General features: G+C 55.1%; 12 protein-coding genes. 1 reads left to right on the plus strand and 11 read right to left on the minus strand.

The window, feature by feature from the left end:
• Nucleotides 1-993: 993 nt before the first annotated feature.
• Nucleotides 994-1,821: a DUF5694 domain-containing protein gene (locus tag Q1A48_RS13550; RefSeq protein ID WP_299945781.1), complete on the plus strand. Its 828-nt coding sequence runs from the start codon at nt 994-996 to the stop codon at nt 1,819-1,821.
• A 325-nt stretch (nt 1,822-2,146) separates the two neighbouring features.
• Here the strand turns inward: Q1A48_RS13550 and Q1A48_RS13555 are convergent, their stop codons facing one another.
• The 11 genes from Q1A48_RS13555 to smc form a co-directional block, all read right to left on the minus strand.
• On the minus strand, nt 2,147-3,781 hold the full coding sequence (locus Q1A48_RS13555) for an AMP-binding protein (RefSeq protein ID WP_299945782.1): 1,635 nt from the start codon (nt 3,779-3,781) through the stop codon (nt 2,147-2,149).
• A gap of 133 nt (nt 3,782-3,914) precedes the next feature.
• Entirely contained in the window at nt 3,915-4,256 is a 342-nt protein-coding gene (locus tag Q1A48_RS13560; protein WP_299945783.1) for an SCP2 sterol-binding domain-containing protein, read from the minus strand.
• Nucleotides 4,257-4,340: 84 nt separating this feature from the next.
• A complete protein-coding gene (locus Q1A48_RS13565) occupies nt 4,341-6,134 on the minus strand; it encodes an acyl-CoA dehydrogenase C-terminal domain-containing protein (protein WP_299945784.1) in 1,794 nt (597 codons plus the stop codon).
• A 177-nt stretch (nt 6,135-6,311) separates the two neighbouring features.
• A complete protein-coding gene (locus Q1A48_RS13570) occupies nt 6,312-7,382 on the minus strand; it encodes an AraC family transcriptional regulator (protein ID WP_299945785.1) in 1,071 nt (356 codons plus the stop codon).
• Nucleotides 7,383-7,386: 4 nt separating this feature from the next.
• The gene (locus tag Q1A48_RS13575) at nt 7,387-7,587 is read right to left on the minus strand and encodes a hypothetical protein (RefSeq protein ID WP_299945786.1); all 201 of its coding nucleotides are present in this window, start codon (nt 7,585-7,587) and stop codon (nt 7,387-7,389) included.
• 296 nt (nt 7,588-7,883) lie between these two features.
• The gene (locus Q1A48_RS13580; protein ID WP_299945787.1) at nt 7,884-9,272 is read right to left on the minus strand and encodes a class II fumarate hydratase; all 1,389 of its coding nucleotides are present in this window, start codon (nt 9,270-9,272) and stop codon (nt 7,884-7,886) included.
• A 60-nt stretch (nt 9,273-9,332) separates the two neighbouring features.
• Nucleotides 9,333-9,779, minus strand: a complete 447-nt coding sequence (locus Q1A48_RS13585) for a DUF4399 domain-containing protein (RefSeq protein ID WP_299945790.1) — start codon at nt 9,777-9,779, stop codon at nt 9,333-9,335.
• 200 nt (nt 9,780-9,979) lie between these two features.
• Nucleotides 9,980-10,414: a hypothetical protein gene (locus tag Q1A48_RS13590; RefSeq protein ID WP_299945792.1), complete on the minus strand. Its 435-nt coding sequence runs from the start codon at nt 10,412-10,414 to the stop codon at nt 9,980-9,982.
• Between the two features lie 176 nt (nt 10,415-10,590).
• Entirely contained in the window at nt 10,591-12,642 is a 2,052-nt protein-coding gene (gene ligA, locus Q1A48_RS13595) for an NAD-dependent DNA ligase LigA (protein ID WP_299945794.1), read from the minus strand.
• A 158-nt stretch (nt 12,643-12,800) separates the two neighbouring features.
• Nucleotides 12,801-13,847: a cell division protein ZipA gene (zipA, locus tag Q1A48_RS13600; protein WP_299945797.1), complete on the minus strand. Its 1,047-nt coding sequence runs from the start codon at nt 13,845-13,847 to the stop codon at nt 12,801-12,803.
• Between the two features lie 24 nt (nt 13,848-13,871).
• Complete coding sequence (gene smc / locus Q1A48_RS13605; protein WP_299945799.1) at nt 13,872-17,375, minus strand: chromosome segregation protein SMC; 3,504 nt, start codon at nt 17,373-17,375, stop codon at nt 13,872-13,874.
• Nucleotides 17,376-17,410 lie beyond the last annotated feature (35 nt).

Raw genomic sequence — 17,410 nt, forward strand, 5'->3', positions numbered from 1 at the left:
GTTTCGTCACCTTCATCAAAACCGGTAAACCCCCTCTTTTCAAGGAGATGTGTCAGATTTGGTCTGAACTAATACAATTAATTTCAGGCAACCCAAAGGAAGAAAGTGATTTCACAAAGCATGAGCTCTCTCCTTACCGCCCTTGCTGATTTTCTGAAGCGCTCTAAGGACCACCTCGCACTCCAACCAGCTTTTTTCTCCTCTTTTCACTGAACTACCCCAAAACACCATCAACCAAAATACCGATTTCACAAAGTCCGGGCAGGCTTTCGCTGCGAAAAAAAAACACATCGGAGCCAATATTCTAGACGTTTTGATACCAGCCATAGCGGGTATTAACAAGCTGTGCTGATTAATGCCGGTTACCCATTTCCAGCACACTGTGCCAATGTCAATTCTACCGTTAAACACACGACCGGGAAGCTTGTTGAAGTCTCCGTAGCCCTGGACCACTGCCTCAGGCTTAAACGGATCTCACAGGTGGCATGCTGTCTCGATTTGGCATAAAAAACAGAAAGGCGCGCATAAAAACCGATTCCTGCACTTGGATGACCCTAATCCTGTACCCACCCCAGAAACTGAGGCCAATGATAACTTTGACTAGCTGTCAATTTCTGGGTGAATATCCCCTCAGGAAACCGTTGCCCCCGTTGCCCCCCTTGCCCTGCTATCGCTGTCCAATCGGCAGGGGACTGCCAATGAGGATTTCAGTGTTCTACCAGTTGCCAAGCCGGGTGTTTTCTCGCTGATCATTGTGCATTGAACCTCTCAAATCCAGAAGATCTATGTCGGTGTTATCTGAAAATGTTTTACTGAATGTGATGACCTCTGGAGCAGATATGAATATCTAGCGATTGAGCGCGAGGCACAGGCATACATTTGCCATAACAATTTTCTCAGAAGCACTGCATCCAAACCTTTCAGGGATACGTCCTATTCAGCAGTGGCAGTTGCCCTTATAATTCACAACAGATGAAAAGTACGAGACCAACAATGAAAATAGTTACCAGAATCCTTATTGGTGCCCTCATGCTACCGGCCAGCATTACCGGCTGGAGTGCTGAAGGACAAGCATTAGAGGTAGAGGAGGCACCTGCAGCCCAGGTTATGTTGTTCGGGGTATTCCACTTTGCAAACCCCAGCCGGGATGTCGTGAAAAGCGAAATAATTGATGTATTGACACCGCAAAATCAGCAATATCTTGAACAGCTGACCGGAAAACTTGCAAAACAATCTCCCACGCATGTCATGCTCGAATGTGATCCCACACTTCAGGAGGAGTATGACCGGCTATTTCATTCCTATATCAATGGGGAACACAAACTTGATGTTAACGAAAACCAGCAACTGGGTTTTCGCATCGCAGCCCAGGCAGGGTTGACGGGTGTCATTTGCTATGACGAGCAAAAGGTGCACTGGAATGGCGCAAAATTGATAGAATATATGAAAAAATCCAATCCAGATAGAAAAAAGCTATTTGATGAGCACATTCAGCAGTTCAGTGAACTCACCGCCCATCAACACCAAACTTTTTCTCTGGAACGCCTGCTGAGAAAGAGCAATGATCCGTCAGAAGATCGCGAGAATATGAATCTCTACCTTATGGTCAATGACATTGGGGCCGGCGGAGAGTTTGTCGGAGCTGAGGCATCTACTAGCTGGTGGCATCGCAATTTCCGTATGTACGCCAATATACAGGCAGTAGCTCAACCGGGCTCCAGGGTTATTGCTATCGCAGGTAGCGGCCATACGGCTATTTTGAAAACCCTCCTTGCCACTGATCTGGCCCGTGAATCCTGGGATGTCAACGCGCACCTCTAGGAATCTCTTTTACAGTCTCTGTAGAATCAGCACCAAAAGCGTGATGCGGGTGCAGGGCAAACTGGTTGCCCGCATCAATAGCTTTTATTTGTGCGCTGCTTCAGAAGGCTGGCTTGATTCGTATCAGACCCGAGTTTTTTCACCAATCTGAGTCATTAGCGATCAGTCAATTACCGCCAGATTTCGACTTCCGTTGAGCACAATCGGCGTGGATGAGGCTAAAATCATCCCCGGAAGCTAATTTTATTGGACCAATATATTCAGCGTTGATGGGGCATTGATGAGTTTCCGTCCTATTTTAGATGCACTGGAAATGGGCAGCCCATCAGGCACTGACCGTTTCGCGTTTTTTTAATTCCTCTTCGCGCAACTCGCGGCGTAAAATCTTGCCGACATTGGTTTTCGGCAGATCCTCGCGGAACTCCACTTGCTTTGGCACTTTATAAGCGGTCAGATTTTCCCGGCAAAAATCCGTAACTTCTCTCTCGGTCAAGGGCTGACCGGCCTTGACCACAAACAGTTTGACCCGCTCGCCGCTCTTTTCGTCGGGAATACCGATTGCTGCAGCTTCGGCCACCATTGGATGTGCACTGACCACATCCTCAATCTCATTGGGATATACATTGAAACCGGATACAATAATCATATCCTTTTTACGATCCACAATTTTGATGTAACCATCATCCTGAATAACCGCCATATCCCCGGTATTCAACCAGCCCTCGCTGTCGAGCACATCGGCGGTGGCCTCAGGGCGCTGCCAATACCCCTTCATAACCTGGGGACCACGCACGCAGAGCTCGCCGGGCGAATTGTTGGGCAAGTCATTGTCATCCCCATCAACAACTTTAACTTCGGTACCCGGTACCGGAATACCCACGGTGCCAAGCTGAACGCCACCGATCGGGTTGAAGGAGACAACCGGGGAGGTTTCAGTCATACCGTAGCCTTCCATTACATTACAGCCGGTCATTTCTTCCCAGCGCTTGGCGGTATCGCGGGTCAGGGCCATACCACCGGAAGCAGTGGAACGCAGCTTGCTGAAATCCAACTCTGAGAACGCCTTGTTGCGCATCAGGCCATTGAACAGGGTGTTCAAACCCACAAACCCGGTAAATCGCTGACCTTTCAGGGCTTTCACAAAAGCTGGAATATCCCGCGGGTTTGGAATCAACAACGAGTGGTTGCCCGAGGCGAAGAGGCACATACAGTGAATGGTGAAAGCGTAAATATGATAAAGCGGCAGCGGCGCGATATAGTATTCCTCCCCCTCTTTCATACCATCGCCAAAAGCTTCGCGCACCTGTTCCATATTCGCAACCAGGTTGCGATTGGTCAGCATTGCACCCTTGGCAACACCGGTGGTCCCCCCGGTATACTGCAGCACGGCAATATCTTCCGGCGCTCTTTCCACATCCCGCTGGGATTGCCTGGCGCCGAGGGCCATGGCGTCACGGAAACGTACCTGCTGAGCAAAGAAAAAATCCGGCACCATTTTTTTGATGTACTTGGCCACACTGTTGATCAAAGTGCGCATGAACGGGCTATGCAGGTCCGCAATTTCGCTGACAATCACTTTTTCCACACTGGTTTCCGCAACCACCCCAGAGGCGGTATCGGCAATATTGGCAAGAACGATTAACGCCTTGGCACCAGAGTCATTCAATTGGTGTTTCAGCTCGCGCTGGGTATACAGCGGATTGGTGTTAACCACCACAAGACCCGCACGCAAGGCACCGAAGACAACCACAGGGTACTGCAGTACATTGGGCAGTTGAACGGCGATACGATCACCGGGCTTTAAATGCGTGTGATGTTGCAAATAGGAAGCAAATCTGGCGCTCAGGATATCAATGTCGCCAATTGTCAGAGTTCGCCCCAGACAGGAGAAAGCCGGTCGGTCACCAAATTTGGCGCATGCGCCCTTGAATACATCGAGTATGCTGCGATCAATGTCCAACTCTCTTCTCCCATTCCAGGTTGTTGTTGTCGCCGACCAAACTCTCAGAGTTCATAGGTAAAACCAACCAAGGAGCCAGCGACAATTTATTTATTGATTATCGTATCCTGCAAAATAGTGCAAAGCGGGGTATCTATGCCTTCCCTAACAAGCCTCCACTCTGTGCAGGGAATAATCCTGCCAGTGCAGCTGCCAGCTCCCGATCCCCAGAGTATTGGACATCTCCCAGCAAAAAGGCATGCCGCGCATTTAAATGACCGTCCAGTATGGCCCTCAGGGTATGATTGGTCATTTCCAATATCAGTGCCGGTGCCTCTGCCTGTCCAAACTCGGATACCACTTCAAACTTGTCCGGCGTACCCGCTATGTATACATAGAAGTCACAGGCATCCGGCAGCCGGAACTGTACCCGAGCAAGTGGGTGCAAACAAGCTAAGTGCTGCAGGTGCTCCTGCACTGAATCCGACAGGTGCATTGGAGTCTCCCTGATATTAGCCACTTTAGCATTGGTAAAAAAAACCGCCGGTGAATCATAGGCGGTTTTTTTGTTGGGGGGGTATTAGAACGCAAAATGTGCTGCGTCCAACTCCATCAGGGAAGCCGCACCATTCTGCATGGCGGTGGCATGGCTGGCTGTGCGCGGCAGAATGCGTTCGAAGTAGAAACGTGCCGTCGCCACTTTAGCGCGATAGAAATCGGCACCTTCGGCACCTTCGGCCAGTTTCAGATTGGCCACCCGGGCGGCGCGCGCCCACAGGTACGCCAGTACGGTGTACCCGGAGTACATCAGGTAATCCACAGAGGCCGCACCGACCTCATCGGCATTTTCCATCGCTTTACTCCCCACCTGCAAAGTGAGGTCGCCCCACTGCTTGTTCAGCGCCTGCAATTGGATGACAAAAGGCGCAAGGGCTTCGTTGTCAATTTCCGCCTGGCAGAACTTGTGTATCTTCTTGGTAAACCCGCGCAGCAGCTCGCCCTGGCTCAGCAGCACCTTGCGGCCCAGCAGGTCGAGTGCCTGGATACCGGTAGTGCCTTCATAGATAGTGGCGATGCGCGCATCCCGCACGTTTTGTTCCATACACCACTCAGTGATATAGCCGTGACCGCCAAAGCACTGCAAGCCCAGGTTTGCTGACTCAAAGCCCACTTCAGTAATAAACGCTTTGGCGATGGGGGTTAGCAAGGCCAGCAGATCTTCTGCCTCTTTTTTCGCTTCCTCGCTTCCCCTGTGGGTGATATCCACCAACTGGGCACAGTGAACGACCAACATGCGACTGCCTTCGGCGAAGGCCTTCTGGGTCAGTAACATGCGCCGGACATCCGGGTGCACGATAATCGGGTCAGCCGGTCCCTGTGGGTTTTTTGTGCCGGACAGGGAGCGCATCTGCAGACGCTCCCTGGCATAGGCAAGAGATTTCTGAAAACCGATTTCAGCATGTGCCAGACCTTGCAGGGCAGTCCCCAGGCGCGCGGTGTTCATAAAGGTGAACATGTAGTTCAGGCCCTTGTTTGGTTCGCCGATCAAAAAGCCCTTGGCCCCATCGAAATTCAAAACCGCAGTGGCATTGCCATGAATACCCATTTTGTGCTCGAGGGAACCGCAAACTACGCGGTTGCGCTCACCGGCGGAGCCATCTGTATTAGGCAGGAATTTGGGTACGATAAACAGCGAAATACCCTTGGTACCCGCTGGCGCATCCGGCAGACGCGCCAATACGATATGCACGATATTCTCGGTCATATCATGCTCACCGGCGGAAATAAAGATTTTGGTACCAGTGATTGCGTAGGTGCCGTCGTGATTCGGCTCAGCTTTGGTGCGCAAAATACCCAGATCGGTGCCACAGTGTGGTTCGGTCAGGCACATGGTGCCGGTCCAGCTACCTTCGACCAGCTTGGTCAGATAGGTGTTTTTCTGCGCTGCGGTACCATGCGCTTCCAGGGTATTCATGGCACCGTGGGAAAGGCCGGGGTACATGCCCCAGGACCAGTTGGCGATACCCACCATTTCGCTCAACACAGTTCCGAGCGATGGCGGCAGACCCTGGCCACCGTACTCCGGATTATGCGGCAGTGCGGGCCAACCCGCCTCCACAAATTGCCGGTAGGCTTCTTTAAAACCTGCGGGAGTGGTGACTTCACCATCATTCCAGGTACAGCCCTGTTGGTCGCCGATCTGATTCAGTGGCACCAGTACGTTTTCACAGAACTTCGCGCCCTCCTCCAGGATGGCATCTACAACATCAGGAGTAACCTCCCCATATCCAAGTGATGCATAATGCGCATCTGAGCCCAGCATCTCGCGCATAACAAAACGCAAATCGCGCAGTGGCATTTTGACATCGGTCATCCTGATACCCTCAATTCAATGATTTTCTGGGCCGAGCGAAAACTGGCCGGTCATGTTTGTGACTAATTTATGCTATTGGTTCATCATAGTAGTAAGCCGACAGCGCCCTCTATGGCGAAATCCGTCCAAAGCGGTGACAAATCAAGGCGGGAATTGGAAAAAGTGTGACCAGTGCAATCACATGTGCAGACCGGCAGCGGCGCGACCACCCCGACGATATTCTCCTGGTGTAATGCCTGTCCACTTCTTAAAAGCGCGAAAGAAGGTGCTGGACTCGTCAAATCCGAGCATTTCGGCAATCTGGCTATTGGAGAGATCCGGGCAGCTCAGATAGTGGAAGGCGGCCTCCATACGGCACTCGTCCTTCAGCTTCTGGTAGGAGGTGCCCTCCTGTTGCAGGCGACGGCGCAAGGTGGTTACCGACATATTAAGCCGCTCTGCCACAGCCTCTGCCGCAGGCATAGATTCGCTCACATCCCGGTTCAGGATGGTCTTCACCTTGGTCTTGATGCTGTTGGCACTACCGTCACTGATCACCAGATGATACGGGGCCGTGCGGATAAAATCCTCCACCGTCTGAGGGCTCTGCACCACCGGGTATTCAAGATAACGGTCATCGTACTCAAGGGCATTGAACGGCTGGTCGAAAAGCAGTTCGTCCGCCTCACTCTGGGCCAGGCTGCGAAACGCTTCGGGGCAGGGAAAGGAAAAGTGCAAACGCGCCAAGGGGATCTCTCGCCCGGCCAACCAGCAGTAGAAACGGTGCCAAACAGCCAGGGTGGTGCGAACCACGCTGGGGCTGGTGGATGCGAGCAACTGCTCGAACTCACCCGCTCCCAGTGAGCTGATACCGCATATCTCAACACGCTCGCGCCCGAAATCACCAGATTCCAATACCGGTTTCACCTTAAAGCCGCGGCAAATTTCCATAAATTCGGCACAGAGCGTGATCGCCTGGCGTAGGGTGACACAGTTCACCACAGCCAGGCACAGCAAGCGAAAAGAGCCGGAGCGTACCCGCCCCCCGCTGAGCATGCCAAACCACTCGTTCTGCACCAGCCACATGACACGCTGGTACAAGCGCCCGTATTTGATTGCCGAGAAGGCTGCGACACCATGTAACTCCGACTCGTCAATGCCAACTAAAGCCAGCAGTTCACCGCGGTCACAGCCATGGCGTATCGCTTCTTCTAGCAAACGCTCCAGATAGGCGATGGGTATACGGAGTTCCTCTTTTGTTGATGCCATCTGTTTACTTTCGCCTGCGCAACCAGCTGAGCAAGGCCCCGAAGCCCATCGCAACTAAAATAATGACAAAGAGTACTATCAGTATAAAGACCAGATAGTAAACAACATGCTTTACGGGCAGATCCCAGCTAAAAATCGCTGCGGCGACAAATGCGACACAGGCGAGAACGCTGGTGATAAAAGAGCGGCGACTTTTATTGGCCATGGTGATTTGGAAACATTGATTTTAAAAAAGGAGAGATTACCACTTTCTGTGGCACTACCATTGTATTGTCGGTGTCAGGTACCGGCGCGGCGTCGAATCGTGAAGGATTGGCAGGTTTCTGTCAACGCCGCAGGAGGAGCGAATGCCCAGAAGAATGCTGGAACCCGAGGATCAGGACACCCTGAAACGCCTGTTCCACTGGCTGATGTGCCTGACGGCGATTATCTCCCTAGTGATGTTGGGCATCGCTTATTTCGCTTGAATCGCAAGGGGATACTCCCGTGCGCGGGGCCAAGCTATTCCCCCACCAATCCACCTTTGGCCAGGTGGTCGGGATCCAACAGGTCCTGTAGGGTCTCCCGGTTGAGCGTGGTCATCTCCAGGGCAACATCCAACACCGGTCTGCCGCTACCGTAAGCCGCCTTGGCAATCTCGGCGGCTTTCGAGTAGCCGATTACTGGGTTCAGCGCCGTTACCAAAATCGGGTTGCGCCCTACTGTGTCCTCGATATGTACCCGGTTCACGGTAAAGCTTGCGATGGCGCGATCCGCCAGCAGCAGGACGGCATTGGCCAGGAGGTTGATGCTTTCGAGCAGGGTGCTGGCCACTAACGGCAGCATTACATTCAATTGAAAATTACCGCTCTGCCCAGCCACAGTGATGGTGCTGTCGTTACCCATCACTCGCGCCGCCACCATGGCTGCGGATTCGGCAACTACCGGATTCACCTTGCCCGGCATTATGCTGCTGCCAGGCTGCAAAGCCATCAATTCAATTTCTGCAATACCCGCCAGTGGACCACTGTTCATCCAGCGCAAATCGTTGGCGATTTTCATCATGGCCACCGCCAGTACCTTGAGCTGTCCAGACAGTTCCACCGCCGTATCCTGGCACGAGATTGCGGCAAAAAGGTTGTCCGCCGGACGGAACTGCTGGGAGGTGTACGCACTCAGTTTTTGCGCAAACAGTTCGGAGAAATCCGGTGGAGCATTGAGCCCGGTACCGATCGCCGTGCCGCCCTGGGCCAGTTGCGCAAGGCGCGGCATGGTAGCGCGTATGCGCTCGCGGCAGGCTTCTATCTGCGCCGCCCAGGCATCCACTTCCTGGGCCATGGTCATAGGCACCGCATCCATCAGGTGGGTGCGACCGGTTTTTACCACACTCTGCACCTCGACAGCCTTGTCGCGCAGGCGGGTATGCAAATGTCGCAGAGCGGGCAATAACTTATCCCGCACGGCGAGCAGTGACGACACGTGGATCGCCGTGGGAATGACGTCATTACTGCTCTGGCTCATATTGACGTGATCGTTGGGACTGATGGGCAGGCCGTTGCCGTCTCCGGCGAGGTGCGCGATCACTTCGTTGACATTCATATTCGAGCTGGTCCCGGAGCCAGTCTGGTAAATATCAACCGGAAAGTGGGCGAGATATCCGGGGTCGCCGAGACGGTTGCAGGCGTCGATAATGGCCGCCGCCTGGGCCTGGTTCAGCAGACCCAGGTCTCTGTTGGCCTCTGCCGCCGACTTCTTGATCAACACCAGGGCATGAATAAACTCGGCCGGCAGGCGATTGCCACTGACGGGAAAATTTTCTACCGCACGCTGGGTCTGGGCCCCGTATAATGCCTCCCTCGGTACCTGCACCTCACCGAGGCTGTCTCTTTCGGTTCGAAATTTTCCGCCCATTTCCCTCTCACAGGGTGCGTCATACGCACCGGTCAAGAATTGCTATTTGTACCGCAGAGACTATTCCACTTCGACCGTTATCTTCTTGGACATTAGCGGGTTTTGGTGGGGAATATGCAGATAGTTGCCCAGTACCAGTTGCAGCGTATGTTTGCCAGGGGGCAAGGTGATTTCGGTTTCGGTCTGGCCACCTCCGTAGTGGATAATATTTTTGTTCGCCGGCAGCGGCTTGCTCAAATCCGGCAGGTTATCCACATCAATCAGCAGATGGTGGTGCCCGGTGTTTTCAAGATTCACGCCCGCAGGTGCCACACCCATACCGGACAAACCAAACCGCACGGTAAAGGTCTGGGAAACCTTCTCACCATCCTTGGGTGAAATGATATAGAGCCTGGCGCCCTCCGGCGCCTTGCTGGCCATATCGATTTTGGTGCCATGTTCTTCTGCGTACAATAGTGCAGACAGCATCAAGACACTGACAAAGAGTAGGGAATTCGCTTTGGTCATGTTCAATCCTTCCTGGTAGGTTGCGAGCTGACGCCATTTTTTAATTTCACCTGGCAAGCCATGATCGCCGTAGCGACATGGGCACTGTAGCAGAACAGCGCTTCTCTGAAAGGGGTTCCCCGGGAATATAGCTGCCGCACAGGCTAAGGCAATTGAATCCGCAGCGCCCATCCTCCAATCACCCCGGCGCAGCGGTCACCTCAGATACTGACCCGCCCTTCCTGGGTCCATTCACAGCGCACCTGCATATCTCCGCTGCCGGGCTCATGGTAGAGGTCGGCGGACTCCCAACTGAAGGAGTGCACACCGGAAAGCTCGGTTTCCAGGTGCACAGTGGCCGATACCCAATACATACTGTTGAGCAGCTCTTCGAATTTCTGGATCCACAGGTTCCACTCGTATTCCACTGCGCGGTAAGAAGCGCCAAAATGAATGACATCGGTCTGGTATTGAGACTGTTTCACTTTGATGGTGGGAATCGCAAACATATCGCGGCAGAGAAAGGGCCATTCATCCGCGCCGGGCAAAGCGAGGACTGCCTCTCGATTGACTCGCCGGCGGTCACTGCCACCGGTAAGGCTGTTACTGTCCTTGATACAACCGTAGACTATGGATTCCTGATCGCCCCGAAGCATTCGTTCCATTCCTTACCGCAGTGCCACCGGACACCAAGTATCCTGGGCAATATAGGTTGAGAAACCCAACTTTAACGGCGCAGCGGCCAGAAAGCCATAACGCCAGCAACGAACACTGTCGCTACATAGATATTCGCTGTAATACAAAGCTGCTTCAGCCTGTCAGCGGAATTCCGTTAAAGATCAAACCCGCGCTGGCGCAACATTTCCAGCAACCCCTCTTCATTCATCACCGGAATATCCAGATCACGCGCCCTGTTCAATTTCGATCCAGCGCCGGGGCCCGCCACTACGCTATCGGTTTTGGCGGAGACGCTACCGGCCACCTTCGCACCAAGCTGTTGTAAATAATCCTTGGCTTCACTGCGCGACAGAGTCTGCAGCTTGCCGGTCAGCACCCAGGTCTGGCCGGATAAAGGCTGTTCTTCCCCTCCACGCTCCTCGGCCAGCCAACGCACACCGGCCTGGCGCATAGCCTCTATTTCCTCCAGTGCGTGGGGCTGTTGAAAAAATTCCGCAACGAAGTGGGCAACGACCGGACCCACATCCTCCACTTCCTGTAAGGCCTCCTCGTCCGCACGCATCAATGCTTCCAGATCACCAAAGTGCCGAGCCAGGTTGCGCGCTGTCGCCTCTCCCACCTCGCGGATGCCGAGTGCGTAAAGGAATTTCGCGAGGGCGGTCTCTTTGCTGTGCTCCAGCGCATTGAGGAGATTCTGTGCGGACTTTTGCCCCATGCGCTCAAGACCCGCCACCTGTTCGAGACTCAGGTGATACAGACCGGAAACCGAGTGCAGTAGCCCTTCATCCACCAATTGCTCCACCAGTTTGTCACCCAGACCATCGATATCCATCGCTTTGCGCGAGGCGAAATGCTTAATCGCCTGCTTGCGCTGGGCACTGCAGATCAGACCGCCACTGCAACGGGCCACCGCCTCTCCCGGTGCCGACTCCACTGGCGAGCCGCACACCGGGCAGTGGGTGGGAAATGTAATGGTGTGGGTACTTTTCGGTCGCTTGCTCTCCACCACCGAGACCACTTGGGGGATCACATCGCCGGCGCGGCGAATCACCACAGTGTCACCGATCCTTACCCCAAGGCGCTGGATTTCATCGCGGTTGTGCAAGGTTGCATTGGACACCGTCACGCCGCCAACAAACACCGGCCTGAGCCTGGCCACCGGGGTTACTGCACCGGTGCGGCCCACCTGGAACTCCACATCCAAAAGCTCTGTCATTTCTTCTTCGGCTGGGAATTTGTAGGCCACGGCCCAGCGCGGCGCCCGCGCGACAAAACCCAGGCGCTTTTGCAGGGGAATGCTGTTGACTTTAAAAACAATACCATCGATATCGTAGGGCAGCGAATCGCGCTTTTCGCCGAGCGCTTTGTAATAGTCGATACAGGCCTGGATACCACTGACCACACGCATTTCCCGGTTGAGACGAAAACCCCACTGCCCGAGCAGCTGCAGGGTTTCCATGTGCGCTCCCGGAAGGGGCGCACCTTCCACGAGGCCGGTGCCGTAGGCACAGAGCTCCAGGGGTCTCTGCGCAGTGATACGGGAATCCAACTGGCGCAAACTACCGGCGGCCGCGTTGCGGGGATTGACGAACAATTTTTCACCGGTAGTCTCGGCCTTGCGGTTCAGCTCGGCAAACCCCGCTTTCGGCATATAAATTTCACCGCGCACCTCCAGCACGCCGGGGTATTCCGCTATGGTTTTATGCCGCCGCAGACGCAGGGGCACCGAGCCCACAGTGCGTACATTCTGGGTAATATCTTCACCGATAGTGCCATCGCCACGGGTAGCCGCACGCTTGAGTACCCCATCGCGATACAGTAGGCTGATCGCAATACCATCCAGTTTAGGCTCGCATGCATATTCCATTGGCCCTGTGCTGTTCAAGCGTTCACTCACGCGACGGTCGAACTCCAGTAGCTCTTCATCGTTAAAGGCATTCTCCAGCGACAGCATCTGCACCTCGTGGTGCACCTGGGCAAAAGAGGCCAACGGCTCGGCACCGACGCGCTGAGTGGGCGAGTCGGGGGTTCGCAGTTCGGAGTATTCCCGTTCGATATCCTGCAATTCACGCAAACGGCGGTCATACTCCACATCCGGCAGTTCCGGATCATCCAGCACATAGTACTGATAGTTGGCTCGCTGGAGAATTTCTCGCAGTGCCTGAACCCGCGCGCGCGTTGCGTGGGGAATAGTTTGATTACTCATCAATTCTGTCGAGTGAAAAGAGTTTATTATTGAGAAAACTGGATTCTACGCGTCACAGTGGCCCCGGCCCGTGACCGAAATCCTGACAGGGTTGGATCGGGCATGGCCTGGCACCGCTGTTACCTAACAAAAATGGCGTAGATCCCGCATCCGCACAATCAGCTTTGTGCCATCGCCAGAGCCCGGCAACGCTGGTATTCCACCACACGCTGGCGATAGTGCCCGGCAGTTTGGGCGGTAAAAACACTGCGGTTTTCATCCTTGAGTTCACCGCCGAGCAACTCGGCAATTTTGTAAGCGGTGAACAGCAACTGGTCAAACGCCTTAATCGCCTCCCCCTCAACCGGCAGCGCCAGGAAAAGGCTGACGCCGGGCGTGGTAAATTCTTCCATCTGTGTAAGGTCAAAGACCCCTGGCACCACAATATTGGCAAGGCTGAAAATCACCGAGCCATCGGCACCACCATCCTCATGATAATGGAATATATTCATCTCGCCGAAACGCATTCCCGAGGCCAACATCACGCGCAACAGATCATTGCCTTCGAAACAATCCCCCTCTGACGCCATCACATTAATCACCAGCACTTCATCGCGCACCGGGGATTTTTCCTGGGGCTGTCCTGCGTCGCGGGAAAGCGTCTGGGAATATTGCTCGCAAAGCACCTCCTGGTGGGGATTGTCCTGTGGGGGTCGGCCCGACGGATTCGATTCTGCACTGAGTACCCCCAGGCTCTCGAGTTCGTTCAGCTCAGGCTCAAAGCGCTGCCCGTCCACTATGGATTCCATCAATGTGGGCACCCGCTCCTCAAAATCCAGCATGCCCTGCTCCTCAATATTCCGCGGTGGTGTGCTGCCCGCCAGGGGCCTGCGCGAGGAGATAAAACTTTCCTGTACCTGACGGTTTACATGCAACGCATCCCCCAGTGCCCGGCGCTGGACCACGCGGACCTGTCCGGGCAACTCACTGGTTGCCTGCCTCGGTTTCACTTTGTCATGGGCGCCCACTGAAGGGTCTCTGCCCTCCGCGTTCGGCTGGGCCCTGGACACAGGGTCGGCATCACCGTCCACCTCAGATTGCATTGCCCTGGACAACTTTCGGGAAACCTTCACAGCGGCACGCTGCCGCACAATCGCGCGGCGCACACCATCCAGTACTGCCACAAGCACCACTACAATCAGGATTGTAACCAGCCAGTTGTTCATTTAAGTGCCTCTCCTTTCTGCGCCTTATGCGGAAGCCAGCTCGGCTGCCTCTTCCACATCCACCGATACAAGGCGCGACACTCCCGGTTCATGCATAGTCACACCCAGCAGCTGATTCGCCATCTCCATAGCGATCTTGTTGTGGGTAATATAGATGAACTGAACGTGCTCTGACATTTCTTTAACCATTCGTGCGTATCGACTTACATTAGCGTCATCGAGTGGAGCATCCACCTCATCCAGCATACAGAAAGGTGCGGGATTCAAACGAAAGATGGAAAAGACCATTGCGATTGCCGTCAGTGCCTTTTCTCCACCGGAGAGGAGGTGAATCGTGCTGTTGCGCTTACCCGGCGGGCGCGCCATGATCGCAATTCCGGTATCCAACAAATCATCCCCGGTTAGTTCCAGATAGGCATTGCCGCCGCCAAACACCTTGGGGAAAAGTTCCTGCAGGCCCGCATTGACCTGATCAAAGGTTTCCTTAAAGCGGGTTCTCGTCTCTTTGTCGATTTTCCTGATTGCATTTTCCAGGGTCTCCAGCGCTTCTGTCAGGTCTCCATACTGGCGATCCAGATAGTGCTTGCGCTCCGATTCCTGTTTATATTCATCAATGGCTGCCAGGTTAATGGGTCCCAGGCGCGAGATGCGCGCAACCACCAGTTCCAAATCTTCCTGTACCTGGGCGATGGTCAAATCCCCGGGCAGTTGTTCGATCAGCTGATCCACATCGTGATCGTTCTCGCGCAGCTGCTCTGCCAGCCCACTGCGCTGCACCTCCAGGGCCTGGGCGGAGAGGCGCGCCTGTTCCAGCTGGGCACGCACCCCCTGCAGGGCCGCTTCCACCTTGTGGCGCTCCTGTTCCTGCTCACGCAGGCCGGTCTCCACTGCCTCGAGCTCCGCGCGCGCCTCGGCCAACTCGGTTTCCGCCGTGAGGCGCGCACCCAATTTCTCTTCCAGCTTTCCCTGAACGTCCTGGGACGGATCGTGAGTCTCGGCCATCTGTTCCTGCAATTGGGCGCGGCGGCTGCGCAGCCGTGCCAACTGCGCATTCATGACCTGCAGAGTGCGCTCCAGGGACACCACTTGTGTGCGCACAGACTGCTCGCGCATGGCCAACTCGTGGGCGCGGTCCTTGCCTTCGCGCGCACGTTGGCGAGCAGTATCCAAAGCTCCGCGCAATGCTTCACGGTGTTCCATGAGTTTTTCACGACGATCTGTATCGTCACTCATGGCCTCGACCGCTTCTTGCAGCAACAGGCGCGCCTCGGATAGGGACTCCGCTTCCGCGTTCTGCTGCTCGCGCACCTCGATCATTTCCTGCTCAATGCGACTGCGGCGTTCACTCACCTGCTCGGCACGGGCGCGACGGGCGGACAGTTGGCTGCGCAGTTCTGCTTCGCGACGGCCGAATTGTTCGGAATCGCTGCGCGCCTGCTCAATCTGCCGATCGAGATCAGCGACTTGCTCACGCAGGGATTCGCGATGCTCGTTGAGTGTGCCTATCTGTTCCTCGCACTGTGCAAGTTCCTGAGCCAACACCTCCAGTTCCTGCTTGCGTGCCAGCACGCCGGACTCAGCATCGCTGGCGCGGCGCACACGCAGCCAGTTGGGGCCCAGCCAGAGGCCATCGCGGGTCACAATGGACTCCTGGATCTGCAGACCCGAGCGCAGTGTCAATGCCTCGGTCAAATTGTCGGCAGTATAGATACCCGCAAGCAGACCTGCCAGAGGGGCCGGGCCCCGGACCACATCCGAAAGGGGTGGCAAGTGACCCCGAACCGGGGCAGCCAGGGCACTGTGATCAATAAATACCGCCTGGCCATTTTGCAACTGCGCAAGCCCTTCGGTGAGGCTTTCCAACCGCTCGACACACACCGCCTGCAGCTGTTCCCCCAACACCGTTTCAACCGCAGTTTCCCAGCCTGTGTCTGCCTGTATTTGTTCGGCCAGGCGCGGTCTGTCAGCCAGGGCCTGCCGCTGAAGCCAACGCTGTACCGCTTTTCCCTGCCCGAGCGCCGCCTGTTGCAGGGCCTCTAAAGAAGCCTGACGGCCCCGACCGGTTTGCAATTGCAACTGCAACCGGTCCAACTCTGTGGCCAGCTCGCCCTCGCGAGCGCGTAATTCCTGCAGACACTCGCGCCGCTCCACTATTTGTTCGCGGCGCTCTTCAACCTGTATTTCCAACTCGGCCAACTGCTCACCCAACTGCAGGATTTCCTCCCCATCACCGGGAACCTGAAGACCGGACTGCTCGGTGGCCAGTTTGTTGATTCGCGCCAGCAATCTCTGCCCGGAAGTCTCCAGGTGCTGGATGCGCGACTGCTGCACTTCGGCTTTCTGGCGCGAACCCGAGGCGGTCTGGTTGAACTGGTCCCACTCGCTCTGCCAGTTGCGCATGTGCTCCTCTGTCTCAAGCAGCGCACTGGCGGACTCCTCCTCCGTGGCCAGCGCTATCTCCAGGTCCGGCACTATCACCGTCAGCTCCTCTTCGAACTGCGCAGCCTTCTCCCGATCCACCGCCAGAGTGGTCTCCGCCTCAAGGTATTCCTGCCCGGTTTGTGCCAAATCAGACTGCAGGCGCGTGGAGCGCTCGCGGGCGTGGGCGAGACTCTGCTCCAGGCGTGCAATATCCGCACCCACTGCATAGAAGCGCTCCTGAACCTCATTGAAGCTGTCGGACAGTTCATGATAGCCCACGCGCTTTTGCTCGATCGCTGTGTCGCAATGGACCTGCCGGGTCACCAGCGCCTCAACTGTGAGCTCCAACTCGCCGATCTGCTGCTGCTTGTCAGTGGCCTGTTCGTTTAAGGCACAATATTTCAACGCCTGCAAATTCGCCTTGTGACTGCGCTCTTCGCCTTTAAAGCGACTATATTTCTCCGCCGCGGCAGACTGGCGCTCAAGGCGCGACAGCTGGCGGCCCAGTTCGTCGCGGATATCCGCGAGGCGTTCCAGGTTTTCCGAGGTGCGTCGCATGCGGTTTTCGGTATCTCGACGGCGCTCCTTGTATTTGGAGATACCGGCGGCCTCTTCGATATAAATCCTCAATTCCTCGGGCTTGGCATCGATCAGTTTCGAAATCATGCCCTGCTCAATAATGGCGTAGCTGCGCGGGCCGAGGCCGGTTCCCAGAAACAAATCGGTCACGTCTCTGCGGCGGCATTTTTCACCGTTGAGGAAGTAGTTGTTCTGCGCTTCGCGGGTGACTTTGCGCTTGACAGAAACTTCGGAAAAGGCAGCGTAGGCACCGGGAAGTTTGCCTTGGGAATTATCGAAAACCAGCTCGATAGAGGCCTGGCCAACCGGTTTACGCCCGCTGGAGCCATTGAAAATAACATCGGTCATGGAGTCGCCGCGCAGGTTCTTCGCGGACGATTCACCCATGACCCAGCGCACCGCATCAATGATATTGGATTTGCCACAGCCGTTGGGACCAACCACCGCGCTGAGGTTTGTAGGAAAAAAAACAGTGGTGGGGTCAACAAAGGACTTGAAGCCCGCGAGCTTGATGCACTTCAGACGCATGTAATCTTTAACTCGGTATCTCTTATCTTTGCCGG

The sequence above is a fragment of the uncultured Microbulbifer sp. genome (assembly GCF_947489355.1).
Taxonomy (GTDB): domain Bacteria; phylum Pseudomonadota; class Gammaproteobacteria; order Pseudomonadales; family Cellvibrionaceae; genus Microbulbifer.